The sequence below is a fragment of the Sphingomonas sp. PAMC 26617 genome (assembly GCF_000242835.1).
Taxonomy (GTDB): Bacteria; Pseudomonadota; Alphaproteobacteria; order Sphingomonadales; family Sphingomonadaceae; genus Sphingomonas.
The window spans coordinates 200,313-218,740 of the sequence record NZ_JH594426.1; the positions used below are offsets into that span (position 1 = coordinate 200,313).

At 63.5% G+C, this 18,428-nt stretch carries 18 protein-coding genes; 4 read left to right on the forward strand and 14 right to left on the reverse strand.

Translation table 11 applies throughout. The features are described from left to right. Window positions 1-111: 111 nt before the first annotated feature. The 9 genes from RH91_RS19680 to RH91_RS19720 all read right to left on the reverse strand — a co-directional run bounded on the left by RH91_RS19680 (window position 112) and on the right by RH91_RS19720 (window position 12,056). Entirely contained in the window at window positions 112-390 is a 279-nt protein-coding gene (locus RH91_RS19680) for a hypothetical protein (RefSeq protein WP_010165044.1), read from the reverse strand. 31 nt (window positions 391-421) lie between these two features. After that, the gene (locus RH91_RS19685; protein WP_010165047.1) at window positions 422-1,687 is read right to left on the reverse strand and encodes a dipeptidase; all 1,266 of its coding nucleotides are present in this window, start codon (window positions 1,685-1,687) and stop codon (window positions 422-424) included. Next, complete coding sequence (locus RH91_RS19690; RefSeq protein WP_010165049.1) at window positions 1,684-3,171, reverse strand: serine hydrolase; 1,488 nt, start codon at window positions 3,169-3,171, stop codon at window positions 1,684-1,686. The genes RH91_RS19685 and RH91_RS19690 overlap by 4 nt, the downstream gene beginning before the upstream one ends. Window positions 3,172-3,248: 77 nt before the next feature. Further along, complete coding sequence (locus tag RH91_RS19695) at window positions 3,249-4,388, reverse strand: YkvI family membrane protein (RefSeq protein WP_010165052.1); 1,140 nt, start codon at window positions 4,386-4,388, stop codon at window positions 3,249-3,251. Beyond that, window positions 4,385-5,428 carry a DUF1611 domain-containing protein gene (locus tag RH91_RS19700; protein WP_010165054.1) on the reverse strand — a complete coding sequence of 348 codons (1,044 nt, stop codon included), beginning with the start codon at window positions 5,426-5,428 and terminating at the stop codon, window positions 4,385-4,387. Before RH91_RS19700 ends, RH91_RS19695 begins: the two co-directional genes overlap by 4 nt. 26 nt (window positions 5,429-5,454) lie before the next feature. After that, a complete protein-coding gene (locus RH91_RS19705; protein ID WP_010165056.1) occupies window positions 5,455-7,746 on the reverse strand; it encodes a TonB-dependent receptor in 2,292 nt (763 codons plus the stop codon). A gap of 121 nt (window positions 7,747-7,867) precedes the next feature. Next, complete coding sequence (locus tag RH91_RS19710; protein ID WP_010165057.1) at window positions 7,868-9,157, reverse strand: peptide MFS transporter; 1,290 nt, start codon at window positions 9,155-9,157, stop codon at window positions 7,868-7,870. Continuing rightward, window positions 9,154-10,164, reverse strand: a complete 1,011-nt coding sequence (locus RH91_RS19715; protein WP_010165059.1) for a dipeptide epimerase — start codon at window positions 10,162-10,164, stop codon at window positions 9,154-9,156. Before RH91_RS19715 ends, RH91_RS19710 begins: the two co-directional genes overlap by 4 nt. Further along, complete coding sequence (locus RH91_RS19720) at window positions 10,164-12,056, reverse strand: serine hydrolase domain-containing protein (protein ID WP_010165061.1); 1,893 nt, start codon at window positions 12,054-12,056, stop codon at window positions 10,164-10,166. The genes RH91_RS19715 and RH91_RS19720 overlap by 1 nt, the downstream gene beginning before the upstream one ends. Window positions 12,057-12,347: 291 nt before the next feature. On the opposite strand from RH91_RS19720, the gene RH91_RS19725 reads away from it, so the two are divergent. After that, window positions 12,348-13,022 (forward strand): helix-turn-helix domain-containing protein, encoded by a 675-nt coding sequence (locus tag RH91_RS19725; RefSeq protein WP_010165063.1) that lies wholly within the window; start codon window positions 12,348-12,350, stop codon window positions 13,020-13,022. Window positions 13,023-13,829: 807 nt separating this feature from the next. Here RH91_RS19725 and RH91_RS19730 read toward each other — a convergent pair. Beyond that, on the reverse strand, window positions 13,830-14,078 hold the full coding sequence (locus RH91_RS19730; RefSeq protein WP_157137041.1) for a hypothetical protein: 249 nt from the start codon (window positions 14,076-14,078) through the stop codon (window positions 13,830-13,832). A gap of 363 nt (window positions 14,079-14,441) precedes the next feature. Here RH91_RS19730 and RH91_RS19735 point away from each other — a divergent pair, with 363 nt between their 5' ends. Both RH91_RS19735 and RH91_RS19740 read left to right on the forward strand, forming a co-directional pair. After that, window positions 14,442-14,666, forward strand: a complete 225-nt coding sequence (locus RH91_RS19735; RefSeq protein WP_029624107.1) for an antitoxin VbhA family protein — start codon at window positions 14,442-14,444, stop codon at window positions 14,664-14,666. Next, window positions 14,663-15,721: a Fic family protein gene (locus RH91_RS19740; RefSeq protein WP_010165067.1), complete on the forward strand. Its 1,059-nt coding sequence runs from the start codon at window positions 14,663-14,665 to the stop codon at window positions 15,719-15,721. The genes RH91_RS19735 and RH91_RS19740 overlap by 4 nt, the downstream gene beginning before the upstream one ends. 39 nt (window positions 15,722-15,760) lie before the next feature. Here RH91_RS19740 and RH91_RS23295 read toward each other — a convergent pair whose 3' ends face one another. The 4 genes from RH91_RS23295 to RH91_RS19760 all read right to left on the reverse strand — a co-directional run bounded on the left by RH91_RS23295 (window position 15,761) and on the right by RH91_RS19760 (window position 17,794). After that, entirely contained in the window at window positions 15,761-16,528 is a 768-nt protein-coding gene (locus RH91_RS23295; RefSeq protein WP_010165068.1) for a lytic transglycosylase domain-containing protein, read from the reverse strand. Further along, complete coding sequence (locus RH91_RS19750) at window positions 16,525-16,878, reverse strand: hypothetical protein (RefSeq protein WP_029624108.1); 354 nt, start codon at window positions 16,876-16,878, stop codon at window positions 16,525-16,527. Before RH91_RS19750 ends, RH91_RS23295 begins: the two co-directional genes overlap by 4 nt. Beyond that, entirely contained in the window at window positions 16,875-17,231 is a 357-nt protein-coding gene (locus RH91_RS19755; RefSeq protein ID WP_010165069.1) for a hypothetical protein, read from the reverse strand. The genes RH91_RS19750 and RH91_RS19755 overlap by 4 nt, the downstream gene beginning before the upstream one ends. A 236-nt stretch (window positions 17,232-17,467) precedes the next feature. Next, window positions 17,468-17,794, reverse strand: coding sequence for a hypothetical protein (locus RH91_RS19760; RefSeq protein ID WP_029624109.1), 327 nt, complete (start codon window positions 17,792-17,794; stop codon window positions 17,468-17,470). Window positions 17,795-18,040: 246 nt separating this feature from the next. On the opposite strand from RH91_RS19760, the gene RH91_RS19765 reads away from it, so the two are divergent. Continuing rightward, window positions 18,041-18,428, forward strand: a 388-nt coding sequence (locus tag RH91_RS19765) for a DUF3768 domain-containing protein (RefSeq protein WP_232283618.1), incomplete at its 3' end; no start/stop codon positions are given.

An 18,428-nucleotide genomic window follows, 5' to 3' on the forward strand; every position in this document is an offset into this window, starting at 1 on the left:
CAACAGTCTTTTGGAAGCCCAGTTTGGGTGATCGGATCGGCGTGGCTTTCATGCCCGGCCTGAACAGCACCGAGGCCGGACGCGAGTGTGGATGGATGGCGGCTATGCACGTTAGGGACGCACTTCGACCGAGACCGAATAGGTCTCCGGCAGCATGCGCATTTTTTCCGCAAGGAGCGTGCTCGCATGGTCATCGAGATCGCTTTGCACGATCCGAGCGATGATCCGGTCCCCTGAGCGGACCATGCTGAACTCTTCTGGCATCAGGTCCCGCTGCGCGAAAAGTCCGAGCCAGCGCAGCGGTAGTTGCGCGGATGCACACCCCTCGACGACGAACGTGCGGAGACCGCCTGCGACCTGCGCGTCCCGTGGCGGTAACGGGGTCCTCATGAGATCGATTGTCACGCCCCCTTCGCTTCGATCACGATGCCTGCGGAGGGACGTTGGCGTTTTCCGGCAATGCGCCTCGCATCGATGCGGCCACGCGCTCCGCGCCGGCCATTACGCGCAGTATGTTGCCTCCCGCCAGTTTCGCGACGTCGGCGTCGCGCCAGCCGCGACGCATAAGTTCGGCAAGTAACGCCGGGTAGTGCGACACGTCGCCAAGGCCTTCGGGCAGGCTGTTGCCGACACCGTCGAAATCCGAGCCAATCCCGACATGATCCACGCCCGCAACCTTGGCGATATGCTCGATGTGGTCCGCGACCTCGGCCAGGGTCACGCGCGGCATCGGGTGCGCCAACTGCCACTCGGCCAGCGCCGCGGCCGCCTTGTCGGGCTGTCCGACATACAGACCCCCATATGGCGGGGCGTTCAGCCGTGTGCGCTCGGCGTCCCGGTCAGACGACCAGCGACGATAGGCGTCAGAGATGTAGATCGGAGCGAAGTTGACCATCACGACGCCGCCGTTCGACGCGAGCAGCTTCAGAACCTTGTCGGAGACGTTGCGCGGATGGTCGTCGATCGCCCGCGCGCTCGAGTGCGAGAAGATCACCGGAGCCCTGGACACCCGCAACGCGTCCAGCATCGTCTCCTCGCTGACATGCGCGAGATCGACCAGCATCCCGAGTCGATTGAGCTCGCGGACCACCGATTCGCCAAACGGCGTGAGGCCTCCATGCTTGGGATTGTCGGTCGCCGAGTCCGCCCAAGCGATCGTTTTGACGTGCGTAAGTGTCAGGTACCCCGCGCCAAGGTCGTGATAGGTGCGGAGGACCGCGAGACTGCCGTCGAACTGTCCCCCGCCCTCCACGCCGATCAGCGACGCGATGCGGCCCGCCTTGTGGATGCGGCGCACGTCGGCGGCGGTTCGGGCGAGCTCGAATACCGCAGGGTAGCGGGCGACAAACTGGTGGACGAGATCGATCTGCTCGAGCGTCTCCTTGACCTGCTGCTCGCCGGGAAGGGTTGCGGAGACGAAGACCGACCAGAACTGCCCGCCCACCATGCCGGCGCGGAGACGTGCGATGTCGGTATTGTACGGGATCGGCTTCGCGTCCAGGCCCCTGGTCAGGTCGATCGTCCAGCGCGCCTCGCCCTCCCGCTCGCGCAGCGCCTCGACCCAGTCGTTATGCCCGTCGATTAGCGGGGTCGCCTTGAGAACCCGGGCGATGCGGGCATTGTAGTCCTGCGCCAGGACGGGCGAGGAGACGCACGACAGCAGCGCGATGGCCAGCAACCATTTCATCGTGCCGGACCCTCCAGTGCGAAGTGCAGGTCCTGGTAATCCCAGCTGAAGTCGACAACCGGGTTCACCGGCTTCATCGTCACGCGGTCGACATGGCCATCCGCGTCCAGGCCGAACGTAACGTAAGCCGGCTCGATCGCCTTGTCGTCGAAGCGGGTGACGAAGGTATCATATTGCCAATGCTCGAGGCGGCCGCTCATCCGCGGCGTGGACGTGAAGTCGATGGTAAGCGCTCCGCCCTTCGCGCCAACCGCGATCCTGCCATACCATGGGTCCACATAGCTGCCTGCATAGCGCTCGGCCGGCAGCGACGGACCAACCTTCGCGGGCTGCGCGGCTGGCGCGTCCAGCACCTTCGCGGCCCCCGCCAGCCGGTCCTTCTTGTATGCCGCGAACTTCTCAGGCCAGTTGTTGGCCGGCAGGCCGAGATAGTGGTCGAGCAACTCATATGTCAGTCCGAGCAGGATCTCGCCATCCTCACTGTTGATCTCTACTGCGAACCCAACGTTCTTCTCCGGCAACAGCGCTACGACGCTCTGGAAGCCGAGCACCGCGCCGCCGTGCGAGACGATCTTCGCGCCGTGATAGTCCTTGACGTCCCAGCCGAGCGCGTAGGTCTCGAACATCGGTTCCGTCGGCTTGAGCGCCGCGCTTCGCGGACTGACCGGCTGCAGCACCGCGGGTTTCCACATCTCATCGTGCGCCGCCTCGCTAAAAAGGCGCTTGCCATTTGGCAAAGCTCCGTGCGCAAGCTGAACCTCGATCCACCGTCCGAAGTCGTTCGCGCTGATCGCCATCCCTCCGGCTGGGGCCGCGTTCCGGCCGAGCTCGTCGCGCTCGTCGAGGGTTGCCTGCGTGCCCGCCCCGCGGATCGGGCCGTCAGTGCGAGCGTGCGGGAATGCCCGATCGGTGGCGGCAAAACGCGCCGGACTGTCCGTCGTCGAATGCTGCATCCCGGCAGGGCGCAGCACGTGTTCGCGAGTGTAGTCCTCCCAGGTCTGGCCGGTCACGGCTTCGATCAGCTGCCCCGCAACGGCATAGAGGACGTTGTCATAGGCGTAGCCGCTGCGGAAGCTGGTCGCGGGCTTGAGGAAGCGGATCCGCCGCACGGTCTCGGCACGCGAGAGGCTGCTGCGCGGCACGAACATCAGGTCTCCCTCTCCCAGGCCGAGCCCGCTGCGGTGAACGAGGAGATCGCGGATGGTCATCTCGCGCGTGACCCAGGGGTCATACATCTGAAAGCCGGGTAGCCGATCGGTGACCTTGTCGTCCCAGGATATTCTGCCCGCGTCGACCAGTGTCGCCAGCGCAGCGACGGTGAACGCCTTGCCGGTGGACCCCGTCGGGAAGATCGTGTCGGCATCGACCTTCACCGTGCCGCCGAGCTTACGGACGCCGTAGCCACGCGCGAGCACGGTTTTTCCGTCCTCCACGATTACCACGGACATACCCGGCACGCCGGACGCCTTGCGCAGCGCTTCCACGCGCGCATCGAGACCGGAGGGAGGCGCGCCCAACACGGGTGTGGCCACTGCGGCGGCAGCAAGTAGCAGATAACGTCTCATGCGAGCTCCATCCTTGCATCCTGGTGTCGTCGGAGCCGCCACAGACCGAAGGTCAGCAAGGGCACGACATATATCGCGATCATTGCATAAGCCAGGATGCGATAGCCGCTCGCGATCAGCGCCACGAGGCCGATGCGCTCGGCGAGAAGCATGCACACCATCAGCAACGCGAGCGCGGTGCTGCCCCGCGCGAGCGGGCCAGGAGCGACGCCCCGGCCGCGTTCCCAAACGCTGGCGACCCGCTGGTTGATCGCGTGCACGGCACCGGTGCCGCTCTCGAGAAGGGCGGCAAAGATCATTAGCTGGAAGACGAGATGGAAGATCGGCTGACCAAGCCGCACCAGCATATAGTCGGACGGCAGCACGGCATTCGCGATGTCGGGCATGAAGGCGGTCATGCAGGTGAAGAAGAGGATGGCCGGCAGCATCGCCAAGGGTCCGGCGATCGCACCAGCGATGAACGCGTCACGGTCGCTGGTAAGATGACGGGTGACTGGCAGGATGATCACGGCGCCGACGATGTTATAGCCGGCGTAGGTGATCCCGCCTGCCGCCCAACCGTTCCCCAAAGGGGGAGCGTGTCCAAAGGCGGAAACGATTCGGTCACCGAAGCTGGTCAGCGCGAGCACCAGGAACAAGGCGTACACGCCGTATAGCAGGATCGACACCCAGGCGAACAACCGCTCCACAGCCGAGTTCCCGAACGCCGCGAACCCCGCGATACCGGCCATCAGCGCAAGCGTGCCGAGTATGGGCGGGGTGCCAAGCGTCGCCGCGGCGATCGCGCCCGCGGCCGCTCCGAATACTGAGAGGATCAACACGACGAAGAGGCCGTAGGCGATCTCGAACACGATCCATCCGCGACCGAGCAAACCTTTGAAGAAGGCGCGATAGTCCTTGGCGCCCGTCTTGCGAGCAAACAGGAAGGTGGCAACGCACACGACGCTCCAGATCAGCGTCGACAACGCCATTGCCGCCAGCCCGCCCCAGGGTCCTGCGGGCAGGAAGAACTCGGCGATCTCGCGACCGGTGGCGTAGCCGCCGCCGATCACAACAGCCTTGAACGCGAGTCCAGGTAGAACGTAGCGTTTGAAGCGGCTCGAACGCGCAGGCATGCCGAGCGCACCCGCGGTCATGCTGAGCAGGCGTCCAGCAATCGATCGAATGCCGGTCCGCCACGCAGCGGATCGGCTGCTGGCAGGCCCAATCGCAGTGAGACTTCTGCAATTTCGCGTTCCGCTACCGGGGTGTCCATTGCACCGGTGTTGAGACTGACCCCGATGCAGCGAATGCCGGGGTTCGTCAGGCGCCCGAGTGCCATCGTCTGATCGATGACCTGCTCGATCGAAGGCAGCGCGTAGGAGGGGTGGCCGAGAATGTGGGTCCGCCCCGGCTCGTGGCAGACGACGAAAAGATCCGGCTGGCTGCCGTGAAGGAGACCCAGCGAGACAGGCGCATAGGCTGGGTGGAAGATCGACCCCTGCCCCTCGATTACATCGAGATGATCGGGATCGCTCGCGGGACTGAGCATCTCGGCCGCGCCCGATACGAAGTCCGCGACGACGGCGTCGATCGGTATGCCGCCCCCCGAGATCATGATGCCCGTCTGCCCCGTTGCGCGAAACGTCGCCTTGAGCCCTCTCGCTTCGAGCCCGCGCGCGATCGACAACGCGGTGTACTTCTTGCCGAGCGCGCAGTCGGTGCCGACCGTCAGGAGGCGGCGCCCCGGGCGTCGTTGACCGCTCGCCACGGCGATGTTCGTCGGCGGCGTCCTCACATCGACCAGGCGCCTCCCGAGCCGCGCGGCCGTCGTGCGAAGCACATCAATATCGGACAGCCTGGCATGCATGCCCGACACGATTTCGAGACCCGCCTCGAGCGACGCGATCAACGTCGGCAACCAGTTCGCGGGTATCAGGCCGCCCGGCGTCGCCACGCCGATCAGCAGCGCGCGCGCGCCTGCCGCGAAAGCGGCTGCAGGCATAAAGGACGGCAGGCCCGTCGTCACGCGCGCGCCCGGCAAGGTCAGTTCGCCGACGCAGCGATCCGCCGCCCAGTCCCGCAGGCCGAACGCGGTCTTTGCGTATCCTGGCTCGACCGTATCGCCGAGGAACAGCAGGTATGGGCCCGGCAGCGCCGGGGCCGGGGGCTCGACCGGCAAATGCCGGTCAAGCATCGTAGTTGAGGGAACGGCCATGAGGGTCAGAACGACGCCGTGACCGACGCTCCGATGGTGCGCGGCCGGATTACGCCGGTATCGATGGATCCCGCCGGGTAGGTACCAACCGCGCCCGACGATTGCTTACCGTCGGTATCGTTGATGTTCTTAGCATAGACGCCAACCGAGAAACGGTCGAAATCGACGCCGGCGCGAAGGTCCACGACCTCGTAGGACGCGATCTGGCGCTGGCGGCCGTTGGCTGTGCGGAAGGCGAGATTATATCCGGCATTCTGCTTCGAGAGAAAGCGGAGCGAACTGCCGAAATAGGCGTTCGCCGAACCACCGAGAGCCCAGCGATAGTCGCCGTTTACGCCGATGCTGTATTTCGGCGTGTAGGGCAGCTTGTCGCCGGCGATGCCTCCTACAGAGTTGGCGCTCACGACCCCGCCAATGATCGCTGTAGTGTCATCGACGAGGCGTGCGTTCGTGTACGCGCCATTGACCGACACGTCGAAGCCGGTGGTCGGGCGCATCGTCGCGGTGAATTCCACGCCGTCGCTCCGAGCCCGCCGGCCGTTCGTGTTGAAGCTGAAGGTACCGCCCGCAGTCGGTATGGTCGCGATCAGCTGGATGTTGTCCCAGTCGATGTGGAACGCCGCCAGATCGATCGAGAATGTCCGGTCCTGCGTCTGAAACTTCACGCCTGCCTCGTAGCTGACGACAGAGTCAGACTTGTACGTGAGGAAGCTCGCAGGGGCTCCGGGGGCCAACGCGTTGGGGCCACCGGGGCGGAAGCCCTTGGCAACGCGCGCATAGACCGCACCGTTCTTGCTGAACTTGAACTTCGGCGCGACAGAATAGGTGAAGACCCCTTCGGATGAAGGCTGAGACACGCTGGTCGCGCCGCCGGCTAGCGGCCCGGCGGTGGTCTGGGTGAAATACTGATTGTTGTGGCTGTAGCGGCCACCGAGGTCCACATCGACCATATCGCCGAGATGCACGGTCGCATCGGCGAAGCCCGCATACTCTTCATACGTCGACTTAAGGTTGACCTGCGCAAGGTTTCCGAGCGCCGTGATGCGGGTAAGCGTGCCGGGCGTCACGGGCACGTACTCCTGGGCGATCAGACCCTTTTCATGCGTGTAGAAACCGCCCAGCACCCAGTCGAAGAGCGGCGTCTTGGACGAGGCAAGCCGAACCTCCTGCGTGAACTTCTCGACGTTGGTGTCCTGTGCCAGGTAAAGCTCGTTTGGAGACTTGAAGATCGCCTGGATCAGGCCGCTCAGCTGGAACGTCGCATCGGTGCGCTGCTTCTTCCGCTGCGTGCTGTAGCTGGACGACGATGTGAGCTTGGCGAAGCCGAAGTCGTAATCAATCAGACCGTTGTAGATGCGATAGTCGATGTTTTTGAACGGAGACACGAAGATCGACTGGGTCGGGCGTCCATAGAGCGTTGCGAGCGTATTCGGATCGCTCTCGACAGTGCTGGGCGCATCGGTCTCGATGTTCTGAACCAGGGCGCTCAGGCGGACCGACAGGTCCGTGGTGGGCGTGAACAGCAGCGAGGCCCGTCCGCCGTAGCTGCGCGCGCCGTTGATGTTGTCCCTGACGCGCGATCCGCCGGTCCCGATCGAGTCGATGAACCCGCCATCGTTGCGATAAGAACCGGATGCGCGGAACGCCAGCGTGGTGGACAGGGGCACGTTGACGACCGCGTTCCCGTAATAAGAGACGTCTCCGCCCTTCACTGCCTCGACGCCGCCCCTAGCGCGAACGATCAGCTTGCTTGTGTCCGGCGCGTTGGTCACGAACTTGAGCACGCCACCGAGCGAGCTTGCTCCATAGAATGTGCCTTGAGGCCCCCGAAGCACCTCGATTCGCGCGACGTCGAAAGTGTCGAAATCGCCCGCCAGGATCGCACCGTTGGCAAGTCCGCTGCTGGAGCCGAACGGCGTCTCATCCTCATACACCGCGACCGTCGATGCGACCCCGCCAGTGTTCAGCCCGCGAATGACGAGGCGTCCCTCACCTGGCGTGGATTGGTTGAGTTGCAGCCCCGGTATCAGCTTGAGGTAGTCGCTGAAGCCGTTCGCATGCTGCTGTTCTAGTGCTGCGCCGGAGACGACTGAGATCGACTGCGGAACGTCGATTAGCGTCTGCGCGCGCTTCTGCGCGGTGACGACGATGTCGTTGTCGGAGCCCGTTGTGGCCGGAGCCACCGCCTCTGCGGGTGCGGGCGCGTTGTTCGTCGAGGTCTGGGCGCCCGCAGACGTCGCGGCCACGACTGCGGCCAGTGCAGATGACAGCAGGAAGGTCGTGCGCATGGTATTCATCGGCTTTCTCCAGATGGCTGCGCCGCCCCCCTTGGACGTGCTGGGTCCCGTCTATCCCAAGCTGGCGACACTCTTTGTCGTCACAGCATGGAGGAAAGTTAATGTCCTGATTAGAGAATTGTCAATCCAGATTGAGAGATTTCTCTCGGGCGGTCTCAGTCAGCCACGTTCGGCCGTTGAGGGAAAGAAGTAGGAGGGCGGCGATCCCGGCGAGAGCGGCGAGTAAAACGAAGAAGACCGGGTGGCCAAGTTTGCTCCATAGTGCCCCCACGAGCCCCGCGCTCAGGCTGCCAGTGAAGGTGAACAGAAACCAGGCCGCGACCGTGGTCGCGCCAAGATCAGGTGGCGCAAGTCGCGCGAACAGGCCAAGGCCGGTCGGCAGGATGAAGAGCTCGCCAAAGGTGAAGATCGCGAAGAAGAGTGCGAGCCAGGCCCACGGCGCGCGCTGTTCGAGGTCGGCCCAAGCGACGCCCGCGAGGAGGAGATAGGCCAGACCGACGATCGTGGCGCCCAGCGCCATGCGGCGCGCGGCGGGCTGATCGTGCCCGGCGTCAGCGCGTCTGCGCCAATAGGCCAGCAGCGGCGGCGTCATGAACATCACGAATAGCGGATTGAGCGACTGGAACCATGTCATAGGGATGACGTGACCAAGCGCGCCTCTGTCGACGCCGGAGTCGGCCCACAAGGCGACGGTGTTGCCAACCTGCTCATAAGCAGCTCGGAAGATCGTCACCGCGATGCCGATGCCGAGCAGAAGCAGCACTGTCTGGCGACTGAAGCGGCTACCGCCAACCAACCGGGTTGCCGGCACGACTTCCCGCTCCTGCGGCAGATATCGTTGCCCGGACAGGTAGATTGCCAGCCCTGCCAGCATCCCGAACCCGGCGATGCCGAAGCCGTAATGCCAGCCGTACAGCTCGCCGACCGTTCCGCAGATCAGCGGCGCAAGGAAGCCGCCGATGTTGATGCCGACGTAATAGACGTTGTATGCCCAGCCGCGGCGGGGATCGTCGGAGCGATAGAGGTCGCCTACCTGGCTCGGGAGACTTGGCAGGAACAGTCCGTTGCCAAGCGCGATCGTCGCCAGCGCGACATAGAACAGCCCGTCGAACGCCATCATGAAGTGGCCGGCGGCCATCGTGCTAGCGCCAATGATGATCGCGCGCCGCTTGCCAAGGAAGCGATCGGCGATGACGCCGCCGATGATCGGCGTGAAGTAGGCGCACGACGTATAGGCGCCGTAAATGAACGACGATGTCCCCTGCCCGATAAGCAGCTGCTTGGTCATGTAGTAGACCAGCAGCGCACGCATTCCGTAGTAGGAAAACTGCTCCCACATGTTCGTCAGGAACAGGACGGTTAGCCCACGGGGCTGGCCGAACCATGTTCGCTCGGCCGCTTCCGTCGTCATGCGAGCGCCGCCTCGGGGGACCCCCACACTTCCGGGCCGGACCAGATGTCGCCGTCACGGTAGGTCACCGCGGGCGTGCAGTCGGCGGCAAGGAAGGTCGGGCCGTCGAGATCGACCAGATCGCAGACCTGTCCAAGCAGGAAGGCGGGCGCCATCGCGAGGCTCGTGCCCACCATACAGCCAACCATGACTCCGAGGCCCAATCTGCGCGCCTCGGCCGCCATCGCAAGCCCCTCGGTGAGCCCCCCACACTTGTCGAGCTTGATGTTGACGACGTCGAACCGCCCGACCGCGCCCGGAACGTCGGTAAGCGTCAGCAGGCTTTCGTCTCCTGCGATCCGGACTGGCGAGGCGAACTGGTCGAGATCCGCCTCTCGCCCCCGTGGTAGCGGCTGCTCCAGAAGCGAGACGCCGTGCGCGACGAGGCCCGCGGTCAGCCGGTCGAGATCGGCAAGCGCGAAACCCTGATTGCCATCAACGCCGAGCCAAACGTCAGGTCGTGCCGCGCGAACTGCCGCGACGCGGGCCAGGTCGAGGCTCAGCTCGCCAGTGAGCTTCATTTTGATGGAACGCGCCTGGATGTAGCCACACGCTTTTGCTGCCATCGCCTCGGGCGTGTCGGCTCCCAGCGTGAACGTCGTGCGCACGGGCTTGGGTGCATCCAGTCCCGCAAGCTGCCACGCGGGTCTGCGTGCGCGCAACGCCTCGAGTTCCCATAGGGCGCAATCGACCGCGTTGCGTCCACCCCCCGCCGGCATCAGCGCGCGCAGCTCGTCGCGTGTGACCCCCGCCTCGATGACCGGTCGCGCGGTCTCGATCACGGCGAGCATGTTGGCCACGTCGTCGCCGAGATAGTAGGCGCCACCGCCCTCTCCACGACCGACATGTTCACCGTCCCGCAGGACGACAGAGACCACGTCCCAGGTCTCGAACACGTAGCCCGAGATGCGGAACGGCTCGGCCAGACGAAGCGTCTGGGTCGCGACCTCCACGGTGATCCTCCCCATCAGAAGTTCACCGTCATGGCAATCAGGTTGAAGGCGACCACGAAGTACAGGATCAGCAGCGATGCAAGCAGTATCAGGACCGCCCAGAGCTTGCGCGTCCATTTGCGGCCATCGCGCCACGTCACCCACAGGTTCCAGGCGGCGATCACCGGGAGTCCGACGAAAAGCAGGACGCCCGCGATCTGAAGGAACCAGAACATACCGTCGAACCCGCCCGCCAGGGCATCCGGCGATCCCATAGCGCTAACGACAGTCACCGCCCACGCCACCAGCAGCGCGACCGTCAGGCCCGCCATCAACCGCGTCGCGCGACTTGCGTGCAGCGCTTTTCCAATCAGCGGATGAGGCGCCTTGTATGTCCACCTTGCGACCGCCGCGACCGGCCATTGGAGGAATGTCAGCAGCAAGATCGCGAGGCTCGCATAGAGCGCGGGAAGCAGCCAGCTGCTTTGGTAGGCGGCCGGGACCCGGTCGAACATCTCGAAGGGCGAGGCGAAATCGTAGCTCCAGCGCACGACCTTGCCATCGACGACCTTGCCCGCAAGACGATCGTGGCCATACTTGTCACGCCAGAGGAACGGTGCGATCTCGACCCACTGGCGCGGACGTCCCCCGCCGCCTAGCACGCTTGGAACCACCAACTCCCCCTTAGGCCCAGCGTAGATCTGCGTCTGACCCGTCATCCAGTAGAGCGCGCTCAGGAACGACGAATCGGCTCGCCGGCTTGCGATCCAACTCCCCGTCATCATCCGGACATGTTCGTCCGAGGTCTTCGCGTCGACGCGGCCGTCCGCAGGCGCGACGTTGGGGAAATAGCGGTCGGCGAAATCCTGGAACATGCCAGTGCGCAAGCTCTGAACCGCACCGGCCTTGCCGGGGCTGTTGAAGGAGACGAAAAATCCGACACCTTCTTTCATAAACATGTGGAGCGACGTGTGGAATGCCTGCACGTCGCCGAGATGGCCGATGACCTCGCGCCCGTTGATGTTTGTCTCGAAGAAGCCAAGCTCCATACGGTTCAGCGGCAGCAGGAGCGACATTGGATCGATCTTTGCGAGCGGACTGTCGTGCATCATGTCGGCGGTCGGGGCTGACAGGATGCGTTGGCCATCGAGTTCCCCGTGCTGCAGATGGGCGAGCATGAAGCGCGCCATGTCGGTCCCGCTTACCGAGCCCGAGCCGGCGGGCGCGGGCGTGATGTACTCGAAACCCTTGGCCGCACCGGACAGATACCCTGTCGCCATATTGCCAGCCAGAGCCCGCGGCAGCGGCTGGCGGAAAGTAGCGTTTTTCATCGCCAGCGGCGCGAAGATGTGCCGCTCGAGATAGCTGTCGAACTCCTCGCCGGAGACGCGCTGTACAATATAAGCCGTCAGCGTGGTCGCCCAGTTGGAATAGGCGGGCGTCGTACCGGGGGCGAAAATGCGGCGCGGCGTCCAGCGCTTGAGATACTGGTCCAGCGGCAGCAGGAGCTTCGGATCATAGGTGACGATGCCCTTGGCCGCCTCCTCGAAGCCTGCAGTGTGTGTCATCATCTGACGCAGCGTCACGGGCTTGCCGTCGCGGGGCGGAATCTTGAAGTCGAGATAGGTATTCACGTCGACGTCGAGGTCGAGCTTGCCCTGCTCGACCAGCTGCATGGCAGCTGTCCATGTAAACAGCTTCGAGACCGACCCGATACGGAACAGCGTGCGCTCGGGGTCAACCGGGGTCCGCTTGGCGACGTCCGCGTAACCAAAGCCGCGCGCGGTCAGGATCTTGCCGTCCTTCACGACCGTCACGACGGCACCGGGGATGTCGTCGGTGCGGAGCGCATAAGGCAGGTAGCCATCCAGCCACGTGTCCACGTCAGCCTTGGTCAGCTCGTGCGCGGTGACCGAGCCCGTCAGCACTGCCGCCGGGACAACGGACGAGCTGGCAGGAGCCGCGACCGGAACCAGACTGCTCGCAGGGATCGCGCTTCTTGGCACGCCTTGCGCCACGGCGATCCCACCGACCAGCAGAAGCGTTCCCGCTAACGTTGCTCTCCAGGACCTCATGCCGTGTCTCCTCGCGCGTCGCCGCCCCCAAGGCGGAAGGATGGGATTGCCCCGGCTCTATCGAGCCAATATATTGATTCAATAGCTCTGATTGGGACAACGTTATCCTAATCGGAAAGTTCGTCAACCTGGAGATGATCGACAATGCCACAAGCCGCTGCCCCAACGCTCGGCGCCCTACTGCGCAACCTGCGCAGCCGCGAGGGATGGACCCTCAAGCAGATGAGCGCCAAGAGCGGCATCCCTGTCTCGACGCTCTCCAAGGTCGAGCATGACCGGCTAACCCTGACCTACGACAAGCTCTATCAGTTAAGCCAAAAACTCGGGCTGCGGATGTCAGAACTGTTTGCAGAACCCGGGGACGAGGTTGCGCCGCCCGTGACCGCCCGACGGAGCCTGGGCAGTCTGGCCACTGCGGTCCGCGTCGAGACACCCAATTACGACTATTACTATCTCTGCACCGAACTTCGTCGAAAGCGGATGATCCCAGTTATTACGAAGATCCGCGCGAAGAGCGAGGAGCAGTTTGGCAAACTCGTACATCATGCCGGTGAGGAATACATTTACGTTTTAAGCGGCCGCATCGTGGTAAACACCGAGTTCTACGACCCGGTTACGCTAGACGAGGGGCAGTCTATCTATATCGACTCTAGCATGGGCCACGCATATCTTGCCGCGGAAGGCTGCGACGAAGCGGAGGTGCTCGGCGTCATGTCGAGCGCTGACGATGAGCTGATGCACTCACTGCTATCGATCCACGAGGTGCAACGCGGCGCGGAGCCGGTCGCCGCGTCCGCACGCGGTGCGGCCAATTGCTAAGGGCTTGTTTTAGGTAGGGATGCCAAAGCGGCTGGTGTAGTTTATGGGCGTTGGATTAACGATACGAGCTGAGGCGCAATGTCGAATAGAAGCTGCCGACGAGGCGAGGCTATGATACTAATCTGGTGACTTGCCGTGGGAGCTGGGAGCCGCGATGATCCCGATAAGTCGGAGGACGGCCTCGGAAGACATCTTCGTGAAAGCTGGTCGATGACATTCTATTCATTCGTGCAGGCGTCCCAAGGCGACTACTACCCCAGGATCTACCGACCGTAACAGATCGTCTATTATTTTTATCTGCGTCAATGCTGCGGCGTTCAGGATCGCAACGGTTGCAAGGTGCCGCTTAAGGGCTCACGCCCAAAGTTACCCGTTCATCGAACGCATCTTCGCCGATGGCGGCTATGCTGGCAGCCTCGCGTGCTGAGCCGCCAGCAGGAAACGCATCGCGCTCGCGATCATCCGTCGAGGGGACGTACCTCAGGCCTCCCCACCTCGACTGTTAGGCGTAAAGGGCGCACTGCGGATCCCTTGCTTGCCGCGCAGGTCGCGCGCGGCGAGTTAAAAAGCGGCCTCAGTCGTTCCCAACGGATTGTCTTGCGGCTTTCCAAGCCGAAGCCACAGTGGTTCTGTTGTCCGGGTGATCGCGCCGAAAACCGTACCCACCATTTTCACAAATGGCATGTTGAGGCGGAGAAACGGGACAGATCGCGCTTAACGAATGGCAGTCATCGGGAGCCCAGGTTGCCAGCCTGAATGTCCGGGTGTGAGCGATCACTACCTTTGCCCGCTGGCAAGTGCGCCACCTCAATAATCTACCGCCTCTAGACCTGAACCCACTCGGACCAGATTGGTGAGAAACTCTGCCAGCGCCCGCCCATCGTCTTCGTTCTCGAAGGGCGTAGTGAATGGGTCTTCGATCCGATCCAGCCAGTCTCGAACTTTTTTGCGATAGATATGAGCGTTCTCCCGTTCCACCAACGCACTGGCGATTGCTGCCGCCTGCATTGAATATCCGTAGCCGGGCAGGCCCGACGGGCATCGGTTGGTTTTCATGGTCTTTCCTTTCTCGAATTGAGCCGAAGGCGATGCGCGCATCGACTTCTGGCCCTCGCCGAGAGCGGGGGGTGAATGGGCAAAACCAGGGCCGATCGAGGGGGAGGGGAATCACCCGGCCTGCACCAGAGCGTAGCGCCGGGAAGGCTGGGGATACCGCCTCGATCGCCAAGCGGAGCGCTTGCGCGGAGACGGTCTAGCCCTTGCCCAGAGGGGGGATGCCCCCCCTCGCCGCACCGCCACGGCGGTGCCTCGAACGATTGCCGGCCGACGGCCGTCCACACCGTTAGAGGAAAGGCTGCACTGTGTTTCTCGTATCAAGCATGGCTTTGTGCTATGCTCGTCGCTTGAAAGGATCGCCCGATGAACGTCGTAACGCCCTTTACATCCTCTACGCCTGCAATCAGCGAAGCCGAACGCGCGCGTCGCTTGAGTGAAGTTAACTTCGCTCGGGGCAGTGTTCGCTACGAGGGCGGCATCCTTTCGGACGAGATTGAGCAACTAAATGCTCGCTACATCGCCGGCGAGATCGATAGCGATGAGCTGACCGCCGCAATACTGGCATCAGACACCGTTCGCGCGGCTTGATTAGCCAGCGCGAAGCCGCCCTTACCTTTGCACGGGTCAGAGAGCTTCAGCGCGATCCCGTTCAAGGCCAGTTCGATGTGGCGCATCTTCAGGAGGTTCATCGCCGGATTTTCCAGGACCTTCCTGAGCATCGGCCCGGCGAGTTTCGGCCGGACGCGCCGGGACATTTCAAGAACCGGGAGCTAGAGGCGTCGGGCGATCGCGTCCTCGTGCCCTATGCCCTCCGACCCGAAATCGACCGAAATCTGGCGCTGACGCTCGACGTTCTTCAGGGCGGCAAAGCGCTCAAGGGCTATGACATGCTAGAGATGTCAGAGGCAGTCGCACAGACCTATGCGCGCCTCGACTATCTTCATCCGTTTCGCGAGGGCAATAGCCGCACGCTCCGGACATTTACGGAGCAACTGGCACGCGAGAATGGGCATCAGCTCGATTGGGGAACGACGAATGTCACACCGAAGTCGCGAGACGCGCTTTACATCGCCCGCGACTTGGCGGTAATCCATCTCCACAATCCTGGGGTCAGCATGGCCGACGCGATGGCGGCGACAACGCGCGAGGATTACGAGCTCAAGTACAAGCTCGCCAATCAGGTCGAGCGCTACAAAAACGCCGATCCCCTCGAGGAAATCGTCCGGCGCTCGCTCGAGCACGGTCGCGACCAAGAGCCATTCGATCGGCGCCTGACGATCCAGGAAGCGGCACGCGAGATCGCAGTCATTGAGCCAATTGCCCAAAAGCAGGCCGAGCAGACCGTTGAGGACATGCGGCTCGCTGTTTTGCGGAAAAAGGAACCAGCAGCAGAGCTCGACCGCGCTAGCAATATGCGCGACTGGGTGGCACGCGAAGGTACAGTGGCAGCGCTGACCGACCGTCTAGCGAACGTCACCAGTGGTCATATCACCATCAATCACGAGCCCGGGGCATTTGCCCTCAATCGGCTGACAGCCGTAGCCGACGGGATCAATCTAGAGCTTACGAAACAACGGGCCAGCCTAGCGCCGACCATAGCGCCCCCGGTCCGTCAGATTGATCGTGGCGATCTCGATCGCTGAGCCTGGCCGACGTCGCCCTGCCGTAGGCTCTGCCGGCGATCAGGCTGCCTTCTCGTGCAGCGCTACAACATTCTCGAACAATTTTTTGACCTGCTGCTTCGGCGAAGCCGCCAAACACTCATCGATCGCAGCCTGGTTCAGGCTACGCCGTGCCTTCGTCGTCGGTCCAACAGCGCCGATCGCTTCAGGAGCAGGCGCAGACCCCGCCGTAGCTGGGGCCGCGTTGGTGCTCTCGGCAACTTGCGTCGCTTCGATGACGCGCAAGCTATTCGCCGCGATCGCCGGATCGACCCGGATCGGGGGCATCTGGGGGGCAGGTATCTTGGTCCGCTCGATCAGGTGCTTTTCCGCGTAATAGCGGACCTTCTTGCCGTAGGTCGCGTACCCGTTGCGAAAGCCCCGCGTGAGCGTACCGGTGTTGTAGAGCGAGTACGTGGCGGAGATGGCGTCGAGGCCGGTGTAGTGCCGGCTGGCGAGGCCATAGCCTTCTTGCAGCAGCGACGAGGCGAGACGGAGGTTCGTGCAGGGATCGAACGCCTGTTCGACCGTGACGCCGAGCCGCGCGAAGTTCGCCGAGTTGATCTGGGCTAATCCCACATCGACCGTATAGCCCTGCGCCATATAGCGGCGCACCAGCGAGGCGCCTTCGGCAATCGAACCGGCGCGCACGCGCGGGCCATGATTAACGTTGATCGAAAGATCGTCGCCGCCACTCTCTGTGACGACGAGCGGTACGACAGCCTCGGTCGCGACCTCGGACGCACATTGCTGCGCCAGCACGGTGATGGCGGCGACCGCGTGGATCATTGCTGCGTCACCGTCTGGTAGCGTGTATCGAGCGAATAGCGCGACGTGGTGCCGTCGGTCTGGGTGACGGTCATGGTATAACCATGCTTCGCCGACTTCGTTTTGATGCCGACCCCGGTGCAGGAGGGAAACCCGCCGCCCATAGCGAGCGCGTTCCACAGCTTCGTGATTGGAGGCACGCACTCAGCGTACTTCGTCGGCGACCCCGGAGTGGCGAGGCAAAGGACTACCTGACACCCCCAATCGGACGCATAGGCCGGTTGGGGCGCAGCTACGGCGACCAAACCGGCCGCGCATAGCGCGACCGCTCCAGTGACGCCGCTCAGCTTATTCAGAACACGTCGCATCATGAACCACCTCCCTGAGAAGCGCGCCAAGCGGCGCTGGCGAAGACGTCCCATTGTGGCGGGGCCTTTGCTGCGGTTTGCAGGACCGAGGCAGGAGCGGTGTGCGCATCGGTCCCAACCGGTGCCGAAGCCGGCGCATCAGCGCTGGCGACGTTGACGTTGACGATCCAGTCTTCATCCTCCTCGATCGACCGTGTCCGGTCGATGACCTGCCCGGGACGCGCAAAAGCGACGTGCCAGTGGTTGGAGTGGCCGCGATCCCCCGGGCCGAGCAGCTCGATCAGGCGGACGCCACTCTGTCCCATGAGCGCGCGGATTTGATCGCGGCTGATCGAATTGACGCCGCCCGCGGGCACGAAATCGACGGCCTGGCCAAATTTGTGCCAGCTATACCGCGCGCCGTAGCTCGCATTCAGGCCCCCCTCCCCTCCCCGCGCTTCAGCCGTGAAGGCGGCGGAGCGGGCATCGAGCCCGCCCCGGCCCGGCTACGCAAGCACGGCAGCCCTGCTGGACAGAGGGCTTCTGCCCCCTTCTACCCACCGCTTGGGTGCGGAATTCAAATTCAGACGGTATCTCTTCCGAAGGCGGGCAATCAGCTCCACGCCGTCCGGACAGGCGGCAGTTCCTCGAACGCCTTCATCAGCCGCGGGTCGCGCAGGAGCGTCACCCATTCCCGGCCATAGGTTCGCGACGCCAAATAGAAGGTAGACCCTCCGCACTCGACCATCCGGCAGCGCTCCAGTTTGTCGACGAGCGAATAATCGTAGCCGTGGCGTGCCACGATATCGTCTAGCTCGGCCCGCATCAGCGTCCCACATTTGCAGCATCGGGTCCGAACCAACGCCTTCATCCGGAGCATATCGCCAGCGCTGTCCATCCAGCGGGGCCACAGGGCAACGATGTTGGTAGACGTTTCCATGGCCGCGACGATAGTCCTCCCGGTCGGGGATCGCCAGCGGTTTGGGGTCGGCCGGTCTCCAACTCGCCGCCATCCCAAGGGGCCTTTCGGGCTCCTGCGTCCTCGCCGAGGCGCTTTCACGCGCAAGTCCGCCACGCGGACTTCTCCACTGCGTTTCGACCCTGTGGGTGCGCGAGCCAGCTATGCCTCGGCGGTCCTGTCGCCTGTCGAAGGCCCCGATTGGCGGGGTCAGACAAGGAGACCGACATGGCCGACCAGACCTCCACATCCGAGCGCCCCAAGGGCGGGCCGACCGAGATCGCGCGGCTCAACGACTGGCTACGCGCACATATCACTGCCCCAGGTAACAACCGCGTCGTGATGACGAGCGGGATCGCCGACCTGATTGGAGACGTCAGCATCTTTCGTGGATTCCGCAAGCGCGCCGAGCTGATCCGCACCGTCCGTGACTACGACCGCTTCGATGACGCCATCAACCCGCACGGCGAGCGCGACATGGGCCGGTTCGAGTTCGAAGGCACCGCCTGCTACTGGAAGATCGACTTGTATGAGGAAACGGTTGTCAAGAACACATTCTGTGTATCCTTTCCCGTGAGGCTTCCGGCGCCATTGCCGTCGTATTCAAATTCCATCG